Below are 17,003 nucleotides of genomic sequence, written 5' to 3'. Positions count from 1 at the left end.
TTTTTACCACCGGCCTTAAAAAACGTCTGAAAACGCCTAAAAACGGCCCAGAATGCGCAGAGTAAAATGCTAGCTAAAACAGTCACTAACCCACAGAACACAAGCTCTGCGCTGTCTCGCCGCTTCAGCGTCGCCCCGATGATGGATTGGACCGACCGCCACTGCCGTTTCTTCCTACGCCTCCTATCCAAACACGCCCTCCTCTACACCGAGATGGTCACCACTGGCGCGCTCCTTAACGGCGATCACGACCGTTTCCTCCGTCACAACGAAGCCGAACACCCGCTCGCCCTGCAACTCGGCGGCAGTGTTCCGCTCGACCTGGCCGCTTGCGCACGCATGGCGCAGGAGCACGGTTATGACGAGGTGAACCTGAACGTCGGCTGCCCAAGCGATCGTGTTCAGAACAATATGATCGGTGCGGTGTTGATGGGGCATCCGCAGTTGGTGGCGGATTGTGTGAAGGCGATGCGCGATGCGGTGTCGATTCCGGTGACGGTGAAGCATCGGATCGGGATTAACGGGCGGGACAGTTACGAGCAGTTGTGTGATTTCGTCGGTACGGTTCGGGATGCGGGGTGCACGAGTTTTACGGTGCATGCGCGGATTGCGATTCTGGAGGGGTTGTCGCCGAAGGAGAATCGGGACATTCCGCCGCTGCGGTATGACGTGGCGGCGCAGTTGAAGAAGGATTTTCCGGAGCTGGAGATTATTCTCAACGGCGGGATCAAGACGCTGGAGGCTTGCCACGAGCATTTGCAGACGTTCGACGGTGTGATGCTGGGTCGCGAGGCGTATCACAATCCTTATGTGATGGCTGAGGTGGATCAGCAGTTGTTCGGCAGCACGGCGCCGGTGATTACTCGGGCCGAGGCGCTGGCGCAGTTGCGGCCTTATATTGCGGCGCACATTGATACCGGCGGTTCGATGCACCATATCACCCGGCATGTGCTGGGGCTGGGCACCGGGTTTCCGGGGGCGCGCAAGTTTCGGCAGTTGTTGTCGGTGGATATCCACAAGGCGAAAGAGCCTTTGGTGCTGCTGGATCAGGCGGCGGAGTTGCTTGAGGGGCGCTAACCCCTCTCTTCTATTAAGGACGGTCAGGCGGCTGCGGCTGCCGTCCAGTTCACCCAGCCGAATAGCCAGGTCGCCAGAATCAATAAGCCGAAGCCAATCCGGTACCAGGCGAACACCGCGTAGCTGTGGCTGGCGATGAACTTGAGCAAGCCACGCACGGCGATCATCGCGAAGATGAACGCAGTGACAAAACCCAAGGCAAATACCGGCAGGTCGCTGGCCTGGAACAGGTCGCGGTACTTGTAGCCGGAATACACGGCGGCGCCGACCATCGTGGGCATCGCCAGAAAAAACGAGTACTCGGTCGCGGCCTTGCGCGACAGTCCAAACAGCAATCCGCCGATGATGGTCGAGCCTGATCGGGACGTCCCCGGGATCATCGCCAGGCACTGCGCGAAACCTACCTTCAACGCATCCGGCCAGCGCATGTCATCCACATGCTCGACGTGCACCACGTGCTCGCGCCGCTCCGCCCACAACATGACGACTCCGCCCACGACCAAAGCGACAGCGACGGTAATTGGATTGAACAGGTACTCATGAATGTTATCGGCAAACAGTACACCTAGAATAACCGCTGGAAGAAAACCGATTAACAGGTTCAACGTAAAACGTTGCGCCTTAAGTTGGGTTGGCAGGCCTTTGACAATCTCGAATATTTTTGGACGAAACTCCCAGACCACGGCCAGAATGGCGCCCAGCTGAATAATGATATTAAACGCCATGGCGCGTTCACCACCAAAGCCCAACAGGTCTGCAACAATAATCTGGTGGCCCGTACTGGAAATAGGCAAGAACTCTGTCAGCCCCTCTACTGCGCCCAACACCAGTACTTGTATAAACGTCCAAAACTCCATCAATCCTCCGCCAGGCTATTCTTGTTGAACGCCCATTAACCGTATCTAGTTATTAAATAACTACGCAGCAGACTCACACTTAACGCCTACTCAATAATTAAAAGCCTCGGCGAATAATAGGTCTTATCAAACCACCGCCTCAAGTATTGTTAGTAATCGTCCGGCTAACGGACTATCGGAACCGTCGGTATAGAGAGAAGAATCCCGCCACGAGCAAAACGTGATGCAGCACACATATTCATCTTATTTAAGGACTAATCCCCCGCAATCACCACTCTATACCGTGATGGCCTTTTAGAGGCAAAAACGAATCGCCATCGGCTAAAAATAGTGGCACTATTGCATATGGCCATCACGCTGAGACGCCATTTCGTTAGTTCAGCTGATCGCAAGAAGCAATTAAAAGATTGTTTATGTTAGAAAACTCGCTCGCAACGCCTGAAAATGCGTTTTGAATGTTACCAATTGTCAGTCACAGATGAGAACCGGTGCTTTAACATCCTGATGTCAGCACCCATTCGAGTCAAAAAGCATGATGCTTACAGGGAAATTAGCGACTAGAAGCCAGCGCGCGACAAATGAGGAACCCGGTGTTCTCACCTTGGGTCGTACCCGCAGCGTGGCTGAAAATTTTAGAGCGTTAGTCGCAAGGCACGTGCAATCCGATATAGCTCTTGATGCTAGCGCTTACACTAATTTACATAAGAAGAATGAACACCCGGATTTGTATCGGGCTATCTTCATCATTATTGACAGCCCTCATGCACTCGATGAGAGCCTGGCACTGGTGGAAAATCTTCGTTCTACCAACTTGAACCCACTCATATGTGCCGTTATCACGGGACGCGGCACCTATAACAAGATGAAGTTTTATCTTGCTGGCGCCGACTGCTGTATCAAGATCAATACATTGTCCGACGAAAGCACTGCGTTTCTGTCCGAATTCTTCAACAGTGAAGAGTGGCAACGGGACGTCAATCTGGTGTTGGACCCCACGCGCATATGCCTGATGGGCACCCGCAAGAAGCTGGAGATTTCGTTTGCAGAAATGAAAATTCTGGAGGCATTTGCGCAAACCAGTAACCACATATTAAGTCACGATGAAATCGCCCGAATCATGGGGCTGAACACTAATTTCTACGACCCCAGGGCTTTGGAGAAGTCCATCAGTCGTCTTCGCGGAAAAATCAAAGGCATGTATGGCACCAATGCGATTCAAAGCATTCGCGGGTATGGATACCGTTTGATGAGGGGTCTGATCTCGACCGCCTGATTTACCTATGGAAAGGAGTTGTTGCATGAATGCGACTGGAGGTATTTCCCCCGCAAAGGCCCCGTATCGCTATCTCACCCGGCAACTGATCCTGTCACGTGATGATCGCCCCTTTGCCAGTGAGATAAGCACCGGCCCTCTTCCCGCTACGTCGTCGTGCACGACGCAGGCGGGCCAATTGTGTGAGCGCTGCAATGAACCGTCGGCGCACTTGCGCCGGGAGCCCTACTCCCTGAAGGATCGCCGCTTGCACAGACCGGAAAAATATCTGAACCGTACACTCCTCAGTCTTACTGAACCGGGCCTTGCCAGCTTTGCGCTGACCAACGAGCTGATCCAGTCTGGCAACAACCTGCGCGATTTCGGCCACACGCTGGTCGTGTCACTCAAGGGGCGTGCATTCTGGGAAGTGGATTCCAAATATAAAAAAAACATTATTTATCATATGTATCACTTGAAAGATCATGGTATAGAAATCGCGTTGGATGACTACAACATCCAAAGGGAAGCACTAACACGCTTCAATACTCTGAACCTGTTCAACTACATCAAGGTATCGATTTCATCCTTGGGCCAGCGTTTGAAACTCAATAGTGATCCTGAGTTTTTCAATCGACTCCATGACCACATGGTGACACTGACCCACCACAACAAGATTTCGTTTATTGCCGATCGAGTAGAGCATATCGAGAGCCATTCATTGGCCCGGGCGCTGCCCTTTGATTATTTTCAAGGGAGCTATTACTCCCCTGCCGATCATCTTTAACAAAACTTTGGCGACTACTTTAGGAGAGCGACGTGGAAATAAGTACAACCCTCCCCAGAAAATATTTTGTTGTCGTGACTCACAGCATAAGTTCCCAGCGTGAGCTCGAGACCATACTGTCCAGCGAGCGTTTCAACTCGTTTGGTACATCCCAGGCACAAATGTTTATCGAAGGTGTTGCCCCGCCCTCTTCCGCACCTGTGCTGATGGAGTTCACCTACCCCAGTGGGACAAGGAAAAATGTCGCCCACACGATTGAACATGAGACCCAGAACATACTCGCGACCCTAGAGGCGGAATGGTTGGCGGCGCAATCCGGGGCGCGTCCCGTTGTGCTGCCCAATCAAGCTGAACGCGGTGAAACACCCCGGGAAACCGAGGACAACGACGTTTACAGCGAAGCCTGGCAACTCGACGATGATCAAAGTGTGCTGGTCAAAGAGAACGTCGAGATCGCCCTTACTGGACTCGAAGCGGCCCTCGTCAAGAAGATGCTCCATCATGAAGATCGTGTCGTCAGTCGGGATGATCTGATTCTAAGTATCGGTCGGGAACCGGAGCAGTATCGCGGCCTGGAAATGTGCTTGAGTCGATTGCAGGACAAGTTCAAAAGCGCCAGCAAAGGTGAGCGATTATTTCGGGCAGTGAGAAATCGAGGTTATTGCCTTATCCAGGAAGTTGTCTCGGAAGCGCACCACGCCTGATCCACTTTGTACAAACATGTGACAGTGCTATTACAATAATAAAAAGTGCACTTTGTTTGTGACGCCCTCGCTCCAGATACCTCCCTCCTGAATTTCGACCTTTTCTAACACTCAGTACTTTCCACCTCAAAAGTTGGCACTTTGCCATCTTGTTAGAACTCGTCAGACAGCCCTCCCCATCTATAACTTAATCTATTGACTGACGACAGTTCGACCTCTCGGCGTTGTTAGTCTCAGGGCATTAGTTAAAGCAATAACAATCCTGCTTAAACAACTCGCGGTTCAACTGTCGATACCTGAATGGACGTATTTTGGGGATATCGCATGGATCTTACACTTCGTATCAATCGAAATACCGGCCTCAAGGGACTTACCTTTTGGGGCCAATGGGCGCTGGCGCAGGGCTTTGTCGTTACATTGCTGTTTGTACTCGCCGAGCAGCATACCGGAGCGGTGGAGTTCTATTACCGGGTGTGCGCGGCATTGAGCGTACTGGCCTCGGTGCCGGCCTACACGTTCAGTGGCGTCTACCGCAAAAGAGACAGCTATCTGACGGGGTTGGGTCGCCTGTTCATGGGCTGGTCCATGACCATGGCGGCACTGGCCTGCATGGCTTTTATCTGCAAGGCCGATGAGCTGTTTTCGCGGCAGGTGATTCTCAGTTGGGCGGTATACGGCTTCCTCGGGCAGGCGCTGCTGTACGCGCCGTTGCACGGGTTCTCCAAGTACTATCAGCGCTCACGCAAAAGCGAGCATCGGACCCTGATCGTCGGCACTGGCGAACTGGCGTTGGGCCTGGCCAAGAAGTTGAGCAGCGTCGAGAACCTGCCGTTGGTGGGTCTGGTCAGCAACGGCGCCGTTGCCCCGTTGGAGCCGGATGCCCCGCACATCGTCGGTGTGCAGGAGGATCTTCTGGAGCTGATCAGCTTCCATGACATCCGACGCTTGTACATCACCCTGCCGCTGAGCGAAGCGGCAAAAATCGAAGCCATGTATGTCGATTTGCTGGGTGCCAATGTCGACGTGGTCTGGGTGCCGGACTTGAACAGCCTGACGCTGCTCAATCACTCGGTGCGGGTCGTGGACGGTCTACCCGCGATCTATCTGAATGAAAGCCCATTGACCAGCCAGCCCACCGCCGCGCTGAGCAAGAGCCTGGTGGAAAAAGCCGTGGCGCTGCTGGCAATCATTCTGCTGAGCCCGGTTCTGGCGGCGCTTGCCTTGGCCGTGAAGCTCAGTTCGCCCGGCCCGGTGTTCTTCAAGCAGGACCGCCATGGCTGGAACGGCAAGGTGATTCAGGTCTGGAAGTTTCGCTCGATGCGCGTCCACGACGACCATGAAGTGAAACAGGCCAGCCGCAACGATTCGCGCATTACCGCCGTCGGCCGCTTTATCCGCCGCACTTCGCTGGATGAGTTGCCGCAACTGTTCAACGTGCTGCAAGGGCACATGGCCCTGGTCGGTCCACGGCCTCACGCCGTCGCCCACAACAACTACTATTCGGGGAAGATTCTGGCCTACATGGCTCGTCACCGAATCAAGCCGGGGATTACCGGGCTCGCGCAAATCAACGGTTGCCGTGGCGAGACGGACACCATCGACAAGATGCAGAAACGTGTAGAGATCGACCTCAAGTACATCAATAACTGGTCGTTGTGGCTGGACCTGAAGATCCTGGTGAAGACACCCTTTACCTTGCTCTCGAAGGACATCTATTGATGGCGTAACGGTCGAAAACAGCATCACCACAAGGGGACGAAAGTCCCCTTTTTTGTGGCTGGGATTCGCCGGTCGCCTATCCACAAATCCCTGTGGGAGCGAGCTTGCTCGCGAAAGCGGTGTGTCAGTCAATCTATATGTCGACTGACACGGCCTCTTCGCGAGCAAGCTCGCTCCCACAGGGGTTTTAGGTCGTTCAGAAAGACCGGGCCCACCCGAACGAATGTGGGAGCGGGCTTGCTCGCGAAAGCGGTGGGTCAGTCAACACTTATGCTGGCTGACACACCGCCTTCGCGAGCAAGCCCGCTCCCACAGGGTCCAGCGATGATCGTTACTCGGTGATCTTCTCGAAGTTGCGGTAGAACATGTCGTTGTCGCGGCTGTCGGTCATTGAGTGCAACTGGAAGCTGCGATTGAGCCGTGCGCCACCGTCACGGGTCAGTGGCGACCACACGAGGTTGGCGCGGCGCATCGTGGACATGCTCATCAATTCATCGAACGGAATGGAAAGGTACAGGCCCTTATCAAAACTACCCTCGCCATATTCAGCGCCGGTGGCGGTGGTGATCGTCGCCCAGGCGCCAAAGCGCACGCCGTTGGAGAATTCCCGCGAGAGATCGATCGTGGTGCCCCAATCCCCCGCCAGGTAACGTCCGACGCTAACCGCCGCCAGTGTGTCGTAGGGTAAATCGGTATAGCCGGTGATATGCCCGGTGACAACCGAGTAGTCTCGCAGGCCAAAACCCTGGTCGAATTCGCGCTGACGCACGTAGTTCAAATCCGCACCGACCGACCAGCGCTGGCCCGTCGGGCGAAACAGCACTTCGCCGCCGACGCCGGCAAACATTGACTCCAGATAACCGCCGTAGACCATGCCATACAGGTCTTTGTCCAGTTGCTCGGCGTGGCTGACCTGGAACAGCGGCATGGTGACTTCGGACGTGGTCAGGTACTGACGCAAGTCCGTGCGCACTCGTGGCAAGCCACTGGGTGCATCGTATTTGAAGCCATCAAAGTTGTTCAGCAGATTGGCGCTGATCAGGCCGCTCCACCAGGTGTTGCGGTTGAAACGGTACTCGGCGTCCGCATCGGCACTGAACTGATAGAAGAAACCATCAGGGCCGCCGACGTTCTGCTTGAAGCCCAGCCCGGCGCCGTAGCTGAAGGGGTCGCGGGCTTCGGTGTAGAGGGTCTTTTCGTTGTGCGGCATCGCCGGGTTGATCTCGGTGGTGCGGTGCAACGCTTGCAGCGGTTCCTCGTTATTGAGCACTTCGCGAAAGGTCTTTCGAGGCACGCTGGTTTCTTCCAGCGGCAAGTCGTAGCGCTTGTTCACCAGAGTGAACCAGTCGATATCGGCGTTGACGCTGTTGTCCAGAATCCGGCTGGCACGCCCGACCGCTTTGGCCGAATGGAAATAGCGGCCCTGCTCGCCGTAGACGATCAACTCGGACCCGCGCTGGCTGATGCGCTCGACCTTGTAGCCGGCATTTTGCTGCAAGCGCCGGGACACCTCGGGCCAGTTGACCTGATCCATCGCAACGGTCGGAGCCTTGGCCGGCAACGGTTCTGCCGGCGGATCGAAGCTCTTGGCTGGAGCCTTGCGGCTGACGAAGTTGGTATGAAACGTCAGGCCGAACATCGCGGTGTTGCCCCGTTCCCACGCCGCGCTCACGTCCAGCGAATCGGTGACCTTGAACACCGCACCGAGGTTGATCGGTGAATCCTGCTGGATCACGTTGTCCTTGGGCTCGTGTTTATAGTCGTTGCCTTCGTACTCGAGTTTAAGGCTGAGCCGGTCCCAGGGTGTCTGGTAGGTCACGCCGCCAAACAGCGAAGGCTTGCCACGAAAATAGGCGCCTGCGTTGACGTCGCCAGTGCCTTCCATGTTCGGCCGAGTCTTGAAGCGATCATCGAGCCAGCCTGCCGGGTTGTCGAAGTCGCCGCGATTGCCTAGGTAACCCCAGGCAATCCCGGCACTGAAATCAAAATCGTCATAACGCTTGTTGGCCACCAGGAATTCACTGGAGAACAGGCCCGTACCGCCGATGTCTCGGAAGCCCAGCGCCACGTCAGGTGCCCAGTGGGTTTCCTGCCATAGCCGGACTTTGAGATCGACCGCCTTATCCTTGTAGCTCTGGTTGCCGCTCAACGATTCGGGGCCGTAAGGGCGGTTGGTGATGGCGGTGTAGCGAAACGCGCCTTCCAGCCAATCGAACGGCTGTAGCGCCACGCTGTAGCGGCTATAGGGCTCGGTGCGGTTGGCGTTGACGCTCAACTCGCCGGCCGGGGACATCCGCGCGGTCGGCGTCTGCCACAAGCCGACGCCGCCGAAATCATTCTGGGTAAGGCGCGGTTCGGCATGCACCAGGCCACAGGGCAATAACAACACTGCTGCAAAACGTAAATTCAATGAACCACCTCAGCCAATTGCGTGGCAAGAAATTCGGCCAACTGCTGATTCAGTTCAGGGATAGGCGGATCTAGATCATTGTTCTTGACCGGCACCAGGATCTTGCTGCCAGCGGCAGGCACCTGCCCGCGCTCACGATTCCACGGCGCGATGCCGACCTGGCGGGTGACGCCGTTAGGCTGGATCAGCCACAGGTAATCGGCTTCGGCATCGTCCAGGGCTGTGCAGGATTGCAGGTAATCCCGGGCCTCCTGCCCGACGACATGCGGCAACCGGCACGGCGCGACGACAGCGCCGAGCACTTCAACTTCATCGACGCGCAACGGATAGATCAGGCGATCGCCGTCGCCCAGACGAACGTTAGGCGCGAACCCGACTTCGATCGCCACCGGGTCCAACACCGTGACCTGGCGCCCGGTCACCGGCATGGCGCTGACTTGCTCGTACAGACGCGTCGCCAGTGCTGCCCGGCCGGGCCTGTCGAAGATCAAGGCTTCACGCTGCAACACCTGCAAATCGAACAGCACCCCGGTCTTGAGCCGGGCCTGTTCTTCCTGCAACGACTGACGCAGCAACGCCGCCGCCAGCCAGTAGCTCTCGGCATTGGGCACGGCGACGCTGATCACGTCCGACAATCGTCCACCGGGTGGCAGGTCCACCGGTCCCGGGATTTGCACATCACCGGTAACGGTGACCGCCGCCTGGCTCACGCTGGAAATCAACAGCAGGCACGCCGACAAAAACCGCAGCCGCTTCAACGGGCAAACCTGCGTTCTGGGGTCAGTTGCACGATCTTGACCCGCAGGCGCGTGGTCAGTTGTTGCTCACTCTTCAAGATGAAACCGTCAACCGGATCGACCCAATAACGATTGGTCGCACGCAGGCCAATGGCCGGGGCGTCAATCTGTTCATCGACACGTAGCACGGCGTATTCCTTGTTGAGGATGTCGAGGGTTTCCATGGATTTTCGCGAGAAGCGACTGTTCAGGATCACGCCCGTTTCGCTGCCTCGATACAGATCGATCCAGCGCTGGCTGGTGTAGCCATCCGGCAGCGTGTGCAGGCCTTGCTTGAACGGCGAAGTGGCAGACAGCCGCGTGCCGTCGAGATCGCCTTCGACGCCCAGGCCGATGCTGCGCACCGCGAGTCCATCGCGCAGCAGCAACACCTGTTTGCCGGACGCGACCCAGAACTGCAGGTCGCCGCGCTCACGCACCATCGCCAACACCCCGGAGCCGGACGGCGTGGTCAGGGTGAGCTGGGGAAACTCGACCCGGGCCACTTCAGCTTGCGTGACTTCCAACTCATCGGGGCCGACCACCGCCGCCTTGAAGTTGCTCAAGGACGCGGTCATCAGCGGGTTACAGCCACACAACAACACGGCCGCTATCAAGCCGACGCCAACATTCAACGTTTTCACAGACCTGACCTTATTTGCCGTTATCGCGGACTTCACTCAGGTTCTTCGCCGAGGAAGCGCCCACGCCGAGAATGGCCGCCGATGGCACCAATTGGCTGATGAAGCGGTTCCAGCGCGTCACATTGGCAGGGCCCACGTAGACGATGTCCTGGGGCCGAACATTGAAGTGCGTGGCGAGCGCCATGGCGGTCGGCGACTCGGCTTGTAACTGGTAGATTTTCGCCGGTTCCACATCGAGGTTTTCCACCCCGCGAATCACGTACACGGCGTTGCCGTTGGAGGTGGTCTGGCTCAAGCCGCCGACCGAGCCGAGGACATCGGACAGGTTCATGGTGCCGGTCTTGAAGGTCAGCGCGCGCGGCTGATTGACTTCGCCCATGACGTAGATGCGCTTGTTGTCGTTGTACGGCAGGTACAGCTGATCGCCCCCCTTGAGGTAGACGTTCTGCAGTTCGGAATCCTGCTGGTTGAGTGCATCAAGGTTCAGCGGATAGACCCGCCCGTTGCGCGTCAGCAGCAGGCCGGACAAATCCGCATTCTGTGGGTCGATGCCAGCCGTACCGAGGGCTTCGACGACATTCAGCGGGTTGGTGGAAATCGGTTGCGGACCGGCCTTCGATACCGCCCCCGACACCACGACTTTCTGGCTGGCGAAGCGCAACACCGCGACGTCCACTTGCGGGTCGGCAATGAACGCCGACAGGCGTTCGGAGATGTCCGCGCGCAGTTGCTGGATGGTCCGGCCGGCGGCCTGGACTTCCTTGATATAGGGGTAATACAGCGTGCCGTCGGAGCGCACCAGGCGACCATTGGCATCGATCTGCTGTTGCGCGCCGGAGGGTGCGGTCAGCTCGGGATGATCCCAGACCGTGATGTACAGGACATCGTTGTTGCCGATGCGGTATTCGCCAGGCGTCGCCAACAATTCCGCCGGCAGCGACGTGTGTTTCTGCGTCGCCCGGTCCATCGCGATGAGCTTGGGCGTGATCGGAATCAGCTCCACGCGGCTGCTTTCACTGGCGCCCTGGCGCGTGATATCGCTGGTGCTCAGGTATTGCCCCGGGGAAAACATACAACCTTGCAAAGCGATACTGGCCAACAACAAAAAAGGAAAACTACGATTCATAATGGCACTACGCTATTCAAGGGCAAATCCAACAAGGTCACCCGACTTGCATCGGGCGACCTTGTATTACACCTGCAGAGAGACTCAGTTACTGGTGCCGGTTGTCCCGGTAGTCCCTGTGGTCCCGGTGGTTCCGCCATTGGCGTTGCCACCACTGTTGGAAGCGGCCACTGCACCCGCAACCATCGCCGTACTGGCCGCAGGCGCTGTGGAAGCGGCTACGTTACCGGCGACATTAGTTGCTTGTGTCAGCGGTGCTTCCGCCGCGGACGCCCAGTTGCCAAACATCGACAACAGGGCAATTGCCATGACTTTCTTCATATCAACTCCTTTCTAACGTTCTGCTATGTTAGAAAACACAGCATTCAGTTAGAGGTGGAAAGATCAAGCCGCAAAAGTGCGAACAAGATCCGTTGTTCATCCACAATCAAACTTGATTGATAGATGTCGAACGGCAGGGCTTATATCTACGGATTTGCCGGAAGTAACTCCAGCCTAATTTCCCGACGTTACCTAACATTCCTGTCGGTTTATAACATTCGGCACAATCACTACTTATCCGAGATAACCCTTCGGATGATTTGATTGCCAACGCCAAGTGTCAGTCATCATTTGCTGCAAACTGCGCGTCGCCTTCCAGCCCAGTTCACGGGCAGCCTTGGACGGGTCGGCCAGGCTCTCGGCAACATCACCCGAGCGGCGCGGCAATATCCGGTACGGCACTGGCCGTCCCGACGCCTGCTCAAACGCGTGCAATACCTGCATCACGCTGTAGCCGTCACCGGTGCCGAGGTTCCAGATGTTGATGCCGGTGGTTTGGGAAATCGACTGCAAGGCCTTGAGATGCCCGTCCGCCAGGTCCACGACGTGGATGTAGTCGCGCACGCCGGTGCCATCCGCCGTGGGGTAATCGTCGCCGAAAATCGACAACTCTTTCAGGCTGCCCACCGCCACCTGGCTGATGTAGGGCACCAGGTTATTCGGGATGCCATTCGGGTCTTCGCCCAAGTGGCCGCTGGCATGGGCGCCGACCGGGTTGAAGTAGCGCAACAGCGCGATGCTCCAGCGCGGCTCGGCCACACATAGGTCTCGCAGCAGGTTCTCGACGATCAGCTTGGATTGGCCGTAGGGATTGGTCGGGTTGCCCGTGGGGAAATCCTCGCGGATCGGCATCTGCTCCGGCGCGCCGTACACCGTGGCCGATGAGCTGAATACAAGGCGAAACACGCCCGCAGCCGCCATCGCCTGGCACAGCGTGATACTGCCGCCGACGTTGGCTTCGTAATACTCCAGCGGCTTGCGCACGCTTTCGCCGACGGCCTTGAGCCCGGCGAAATGCAGGACCGCATCAATCGCGTGTTGCTGGAAAATCCGGTCGAGCAAGGCTCGGTCGCAGACATCCCCGTGAATCATCAGCGCACTTCTGCCGCAGATGGCTTCCACGGCATGCAGCGCAGCGTCGGAACTGTTGGAAAGATTGTCCAGCACCACCACCTCAAAACCCGCTTCAAGCAGCGCAAGTGTAGTGTGCGAACCGATATACCCGGTGCCACCCGTTACCAGAATCTTCATAGAGCGGTCCATAGTGGGGTCGTGAAGTACGCAATAACGTGTGCCGATCAATAATTACTTCGACCAGACAGTCATACCGGGTACTTATTTAGCACTCTGAAACGCTCACCACTATCAACAGATACCGACGAAAAATAACTAACGAGCCGTCGACCGACAACTCATAACATTACGCTGTTATACACCTGACAATAATTGCCATTAACAACCGATGTCAGGTATTAAAGTAGCCGCTTAATTGTGAAACATACAATGACTGTTTAGCTGCGCCCATGACTTCCAGGATATTTTTATGATTCGTAAATGTTTATTCCCCGCCGCGGGTTATGGCACGCGTTTCTTGCCGGCCACCAAAGCCATGCCCAAGGAAATGCTGCCGATCGTCAACAAACCGCTGATCCAGTACGCGGTAGAAGAAGCACGGGACGCCGGCCTGCAACACATGGCCCTCGTCACCGGTCGGGGCAAGCGCGCATTGGAAGATCATTTCGATATCAGCTATGAGCTGGAGCATCAGATTCGCGGCACCGACAAAGAGAAATTCCTCGCCGGCACCCGCGAACTGATCGAAAACTGCACCTTCTCCTACACCCGCCAGGTCGAAATGAAGGGCCTGGGCCACGCGATTCTCAGCGGTCGTCCATTGATCGGAGATGAGCCTTTCGCCGTGTCGCTGGCGGATGACCTGTGCCTGAACCTGCACGGCCCTAGCGTGCTGGCCCAGATGATCCAGCTCTACAAGAAATACCGCTGCTCGATCGTGGCCATTCAGGAAGTGCCCCGTGACCAGACGCACAAGTACGGTGTGATCGCAGGCGAATTGATCGCCGATAACGTCTACCGCGTCAGCAGCATGGTGGAAAAACCCAACCCGGAAGATGCCCCGTCCAACCTCGCGATCATTGGCCGCTACATCCTGACGCCCGACATCTTTGATCTGCTCGCCGATACCCAGCCCGGCAAAGGTGGGGAAATCCAGATCACCGACGCCCTGATGAAACAGGCGCAAAACGGTTGCGTGCTGGCCTACAAGTTCGACGGCCTGCGCTTCGATTGCGGCGGTGCCGAGGGTTATCTCGATGCGACCAACTTCTGCTACGAGCACCTGTACCTCAAGGGCCTCTGATCAGGCTCTCAACCGTCGCTCACTCTTCAATCAGGCAGGCCATTATGAACATTGCAAAAAACTCGGCAGACATTGAACAGGGCAACGTCGGGGTGATGGCCTGGTTGTCACTGAATCCGTCGTTGCCCTCTCCGGCCGAGACCTGGCTGGGCTCGCTGTTGATGGTGGAACGCATCGGGGTGTTTCCTTCGTCAGGGGAAATCCGCCGGCCCATTCGCGATCCTGACGCGCTCCTCGCCTACCTGAAAAACCTCTACGGCGAGCAGGCGCTGGATATCGACGAACGCGCCGGGCTGAAAGTGATTTTCAACGACTGGCGCTTCCGGGCGCGTGTTGTTGGCAGCGATCCTGCGATCGTGATCACAGTGGAAACCCGGTGTGATCCGCAGCTGATGCCACTCAAGACTGCCGAGCTGATGAGTCAGTTGGAGCACTTCGAGAAAGGCATGCGTTGAACACTCCGCCCCTTTAGGAGCGAGGCTTGCCCGCGAAGGCGGTGTGTCAGTCAAACAAGTTATCGACTGACATGACGCTTTCGCGGGCAAGCCTCGCTCCTACAGGTTCTGCGTCTCGCTCACTGGCAGGTAGTCTGCGGCGCGACGATCAGGCTGTAGAGATAATCCGCAATCACCCGCCCTCCCGCCCCCGGGATCGGGTGAATCCGGTCCGGGCCGATCATCGGCGCGGGTCCGCCCAAGGCATAGCGTTTGACGTCAGCGCCGAACGCGCACTGCATATTCGCGTAACCCAGGTGTTCCTTGCGCGCCCAGGGTTCCAGCACCTGTGCATAAGCCGACATCGGATACGCACTTGAGCGTGTGGTGTCCTGGCGCAGGATCAGGTTGATGCTCGCCGCCGGGTGAATCTCGCGCACCATCCGCACCAGTCCCTGAATGTTCGCCAGATACTGTTCGGGTTTCACGCCAAAACCCTGGTCATTACCGCCCAACATGATCAGGTAAATGTCCGCCGGAATCTTCGACACCACCGATTTCCACTGCGCCTGCCACGGGCCGTCGCTGTGATAGAAATCAGCGGAGGCCGCGCCGGAAGCTGCGAGTTTGGAGACCCTGACGCCGCCCTCGCGATTGCTCAGCCACAGACCGAACAAGGTCGGCGCGCCTTTGACCACTTCGAGTCGAAACGCCCACGCGGCCGTGTCAGACGCGCCAGGCAGCAGCACCTCCTGGACACCCGAACCGCCAAGCTGCAATGAATGCCACGTGTCTGAAGCCGTCCAACGATAGCGCACCTCACTGGTTTTCCCGTCACCGAGATACAGCAACTTCGCCTGGGCGATGGACGTGTCAACGCTGGTTGTCGGGCGCGCATCGATCTCCAGATAAGCGCCGGGCTGGCCGGTAATCGTGCGGCTGTCAGGACTGGCCTGGCCAAGACCGGACACGTCCCACCCACCGCCAAAATACTTTTCACTGCCACGGGTGTACTTGTAGTGCGTCCCGCCAAGCGCCGCGCCGTGGTTGAAACCGACATAACCCGGCCCGGCGAAACCCGCCTCGTGGGTGAGCCGCTGGACGAGTTTATTCAGGTAAAAATCCTGCCCCGCGCTATAGCTGTCGCCGATCACCGAAATGGCCAACACCTTCCCCGCCTTGCCTTCGCGCCATTGCGCAAACCGCTCGCGAGCGTCACCCACTTCGATCACCGAAGCCGGTGCGGGACGCACTTCATCAACTGCAAACATGCGTCACTTCCTTATCCGCCACCACGGCGACAGCTAATTGTTGGTTAAACACACTTTCGTAGCAGCTGCCGAGCCCCGCGAGGCTGCGTTCGGCGGCGAAGCCGTCGTAAAACCTGAGCGCGCGGTCTTCCTGAAACACCGCGTCGCCCGATCTCACGACGGCTTCGCCGCCGAACGCAGCCTCGCGGTGCTCGGCAGCTGCTACGGGGAGCATTACGGGTTAGCCATTGCGATGATCGGCGGTTTTTTGCGGGCGGCGCGCTCACCTAGGAACAGCACCGAGGTGAAGTTGAAGCGACTGAAAATGCTCGACAACAGCACCGGCCCCAGCAAGCCACAGGTCACGCCGCTGAGCACCAGAACGCTGTCATCACTAACTCCCAGGCGCCCCAGCACGGATCGCGAAGTGGCGGCAAACAGCACATGAAACAGGAAAATCCCATAGGAATAACCACCGAGCCAGATCAACCATCGCGCCTGCAAGTTACTCGACAGCAGCGCCACGCAAGACACACACCCTACCAGCAAACCCACCAGGCTACGGCGATCCACGATCAACACGCGATCCACCGTCGCCACATACAGCAGCACCAGCGAGATCAACACAAACACCAACGGCCCGATCACTCTGAACGTTTGCCTGATCTCGCTGACCTTCTCATGGCCAATCATCCCCAGCACAAAAAACGGCAGCAGATAGACCGCGCCATTGATGCCGAACGCGTCCACCGCAAACGGTGGCAGAAGAAACACCGCCGCCGCGAACGCCAGCAACAGGTACTGACGCGTCACCGTCTGCAACAAGCCGCGCCACTCCAGCAGCCCGACAAACATGAAGATGATGAACACCGCCTGCAAAAACCAGAAGTGGTTGATCGGCACATAGAACGACAACAGCGCATCGATCACGCCCACGTCTTTGTTCACTCCGGGCCCGACCGCTTGCAGCACCGAGAACGGCACACCCACGCAAAACAACGGCACGATCAGACGCCGGACCTTGCCGACCACGTAGGCCTGGAAGTCATTGCCACGAATTTTGTAGAGGGAATAGATGTAGCCCGAGATGAAGGTGAACAGCGGCATGCGCACGTACACCATGGAGTCGGCGATCACCCGGAACGGCGATCCGACGTCTATTTTCAAGCCGCCACCCAGCGGCCCGATGACGTGATACAGCACCAGCAGCAGGCAGGCCAGGCCGCGCAGGGTTTCGATTTCCAGCGACTTTTTCTTGCTCGACATAAC

Annotated in this window: 17 protein-coding genes; 7 read left to right on the top strand and 10 right to left on the bottom strand. The window is 57.2% G+C overall.

The window, feature by feature from the left end:
* Positions 1-66 precede the first annotated feature (66 nt).
* A complete protein-coding gene (gene dusA / locus LOY68_RS10290; protein ID WP_265044366.1) occupies positions 67-1,077 on the top strand; it encodes a tRNA dihydrouridine(20/20a) synthase DusA in 1,011 nt (336 codons plus the stop codon).
* 23 nt (positions 1,078-1,100) lie between these two features.
* On the opposite strand, the gene LOY68_RS10285 is transcribed toward dusA, so the two are convergent.
* Positions 1,101-1,934 (bottom strand): undecaprenyl-diphosphate phosphatase, encoded by an 834-nt coding sequence (locus LOY68_RS10285; RefSeq protein ID WP_265044364.1) that lies wholly within the window; start codon positions 1,932-1,934, stop codon positions 1,101-1,103.
* A 532-nt stretch (positions 1,935-2,466) separates the two neighbouring features.
* Between LOY68_RS10285 and LOY68_RS10280 the strand changes: the two genes are divergently transcribed.
* From LOY68_RS10280 to LOY68_RS10265, 4 genes are all read left to right on the top strand, one after another.
* A complete protein-coding gene (locus tag LOY68_RS10280) occupies positions 2,467-3,207 on the top strand; it encodes a winged helix-turn-helix domain-containing protein (RefSeq protein ID WP_163909278.1) in 741 nt (246 codons plus the stop codon).
* Positions 3,208-3,232: 25 nt separating this feature from the next.
* Positions 3,233-3,973 (top strand): EAL domain-containing protein, encoded by a 741-nt coding sequence (locus tag LOY68_RS10275; RefSeq protein ID WP_265044361.1) that lies wholly within the window; start codon positions 3,233-3,235, stop codon positions 3,971-3,973.
* Between the two features lie 32 nt (positions 3,974-4,005).
* The gene (locus tag LOY68_RS10270) at positions 4,006-4,677 is read left to right on the top strand and encodes a winged helix-turn-helix domain-containing protein (RefSeq protein WP_265044359.1); all 672 of its coding nucleotides are present in this window, start codon (positions 4,006-4,008) and stop codon (positions 4,675-4,677) included.
* A 324-nt stretch (positions 4,678-5,001) separates the two neighbouring features.
* Entirely contained in the window at positions 5,002-6,396 is a 1,395-nt protein-coding gene (locus tag LOY68_RS10265) for an undecaprenyl-phosphate glucose phosphotransferase (RefSeq protein WP_054615588.1), read from the top strand.
* Between the two features lie 331 nt (positions 6,397-6,727).
* On the opposite strand, the gene LOY68_RS10260 is transcribed toward LOY68_RS10265, so the two are convergent.
* From LOY68_RS10260 to galE, 6 genes are all read right to left on the bottom strand, one after another.
* Positions 6,728-8,806, bottom strand: coding sequence for a YjbH domain-containing protein (locus LOY68_RS10260; RefSeq protein ID WP_265044357.1), 2,079 nt, complete (start codon positions 8,804-8,806; stop codon positions 6,728-6,730).
* The gene (locus LOY68_RS10255) at positions 8,803-9,564 is read right to left on the bottom strand and encodes a capsule biosynthesis GfcC family protein (protein ID WP_265044356.1); all 762 of its coding nucleotides are present in this window, start codon (positions 9,562-9,564) and stop codon (positions 8,803-8,805) included. The genes LOY68_RS10260 and LOY68_RS10255 overlap by 4 nt, the downstream gene beginning before the upstream one ends.
* Positions 9,561-10,226 carry a YjbF family lipoprotein gene (locus LOY68_RS10250; protein WP_054054209.1) on the bottom strand — a complete coding sequence of 222 codons (666 nt, stop codon included), beginning with the start codon at positions 10,224-10,226 and terminating at the stop codon, positions 9,561-9,563. The genes LOY68_RS10255 and LOY68_RS10250 overlap by 4 nt, the downstream gene beginning before the upstream one ends.
* A gap of 10 nt (positions 10,227-10,236) precedes the next feature.
* The gene (locus LOY68_RS10245) at positions 10,237-11,298 is read right to left on the bottom strand and encodes a polysaccharide biosynthesis/export family protein (protein ID WP_054054323.1); all 1,062 of its coding nucleotides are present in this window, start codon (positions 11,296-11,298) and stop codon (positions 10,237-10,239) included.
* A gap of 138 nt (positions 11,299-11,436) precedes the next feature.
* Positions 11,437-11,673: a hypothetical protein gene (locus LOY68_RS10240; RefSeq protein ID WP_054054211.1), complete on the bottom strand. Its 237-nt coding sequence runs from the start codon at positions 11,671-11,673 to the stop codon at positions 11,437-11,439.
* 234 nt (positions 11,674-11,907) lie between these two features.
* Positions 11,908-12,924, bottom strand: a complete 1,017-nt coding sequence (gene galE / locus LOY68_RS10235; protein ID WP_265044353.1) for a UDP-glucose 4-epimerase GalE — start codon at positions 12,922-12,924, stop codon at positions 11,908-11,910.
* A 292-nt stretch (positions 12,925-13,216) separates the two neighbouring features.
* On the opposite strand from galE, the gene galU reads away from it, so the two are divergent.
* Entirely contained in the window at positions 13,217-14,050 is an 834-nt protein-coding gene (gene galU, locus LOY68_RS10230; RefSeq protein ID WP_265044351.1) for a UTP--glucose-1-phosphate uridylyltransferase GalU, read from the top strand.
* A 44-nt stretch (positions 14,051-14,094) separates the two neighbouring features.
* Positions 14,095-14,505, top strand: a complete 411-nt coding sequence (locus LOY68_RS10225; protein ID WP_265044349.1) for a mannose-1-phosphate guanylyltransferase — start codon at positions 14,095-14,097, stop codon at positions 14,503-14,505.
* Positions 14,506-14,624: 119 nt separating this feature from the next.
* Here LOY68_RS10225 and LOY68_RS10220 read toward each other — a convergent pair whose 3' ends face one another.
* The 3 genes from LOY68_RS10220 to LOY68_RS10210 are packed head-to-tail and all read right to left on the bottom strand — an operon-like array spanning position 14,625 to position 17,000.
* Complete coding sequence (locus LOY68_RS10220) at positions 14,625-15,755, bottom strand: SGNH/GDSL hydrolase family protein (RefSeq protein ID WP_265044348.1); 1,131 nt, start codon at positions 15,753-15,755, stop codon at positions 14,625-14,627.
* Positions 15,742-15,969 carry a hypothetical protein gene (locus tag LOY68_RS10215; RefSeq protein ID WP_265044346.1) on the bottom strand — a complete coding sequence of 76 codons (228 nt, stop codon included), beginning with the start codon at positions 15,967-15,969 and terminating at the stop codon, positions 15,742-15,744. Before LOY68_RS10215 ends, LOY68_RS10220 begins: the two co-directional genes overlap by 14 nt.
* Positions 15,969-17,000: an acyltransferase family protein gene (locus LOY68_RS10210; RefSeq protein ID WP_265044344.1), complete on the bottom strand. Its 1,032-nt coding sequence runs from the start codon at positions 16,998-17,000 to the stop codon at positions 15,969-15,971. The genes LOY68_RS10215 and LOY68_RS10210 overlap by 1 nt, the downstream gene beginning before the upstream one ends.
* Between the last annotated feature and the right edge of the window lie 3 nt (positions 17,001-17,003).

The organism is Pseudomonas sp. B21-053 (assembly GCF_026016365.1).
GTDB classification, from domain to species: Bacteria; Pseudomonadota; Gammaproteobacteria; order Pseudomonadales; family Pseudomonadaceae; genus Aquipseudomonas; species Aquipseudomonas nunensis.
This window is presented reverse-complemented; position numbering and strand designations above follow the sequence as displayed.

Excerpts from the sequence above, each read along its gene's own strand:
- dusA (WP_265044366.1), top strand. The coding sequence starts at position 67 with ATGCTAGCTAAAACAGTCACTAACCCACAGAACACAAGCTCTGCGCTG.
- LOY68_RS10285 (WP_265044364.1), bottom strand. The coding sequence starts at position 1,934 with ATGGAGTTTTGGACGTTTATACAAGTACTGGTGTTGGGCGCAGTAGAG.
- LOY68_RS10280 (WP_163909278.1), top strand. The coding sequence starts at position 2,467 with ATGATGCTTACAGGGAAATTAGCGACTAGAAGCCAGCGCGCGACAAAT.
- LOY68_RS10275 (WP_265044361.1), top strand. The coding sequence starts at position 3,233 with ATGAATGCGACTGGAGGTATTTCCCCCGCAAAGGCCCCGTATCGCTAT.
- LOY68_RS10265 (WP_054615588.1), top strand. The coding sequence starts at position 5,002 with ATGGATCTTACACTTCGTATCAATCGAAATACCGGCCTCAAGGGACTT.
- LOY68_RS10245 (WP_054054323.1), bottom strand. The coding sequence starts at position 11,298 with ATGTTTTCCCCGGGGCAATACCTGAGCACCAGCGATATCACGCGCCAG.
- LOY68_RS10240 (WP_054054211.1), bottom strand. The coding sequence starts at position 11,673 with ATGAAGAAAGTCATGGCAATTGCCCTGTTGTCGATGTTTGGCAACTGG.
- galE (WP_265044353.1), bottom strand. The coding sequence starts at position 12,924 with ATGAAGATTCTGGTAACGGGTGGCACCGGGTATATCGGTTCGCACACT.
- galU (WP_265044351.1), top strand. The coding sequence starts at position 13,217 with ATGATTCGTAAATGTTTATTCCCCGCCGCGGGTTATGGCACGCGTTTC.
- LOY68_RS10225 (WP_265044349.1), top strand. The coding sequence starts at position 14,095 with ATGAACATTGCAAAAAACTCGGCAGACATTGAACAGGGCAACGTCGGG.
- LOY68_RS10220 (WP_265044348.1), bottom strand. The coding sequence starts at position 15,755 with ATGTTTGCAGTTGATGAAGTGCGTCCCGCACCGGCTTCGGTGATCGAA.
- LOY68_RS10215 (WP_265044346.1), bottom strand. The coding sequence starts at position 15,969 with ATGCTCCCCGTAGCAGCTGCCGAGCACCGCGAGGCTGCGTTCGGCGGC.
- LOY68_RS10210 (WP_265044344.1), bottom strand. The coding sequence starts at position 17,000 with ATGTCGAGCAAGAAAAAGTCGCTGGAAATCGAAACCCTGCGCGGCCTG.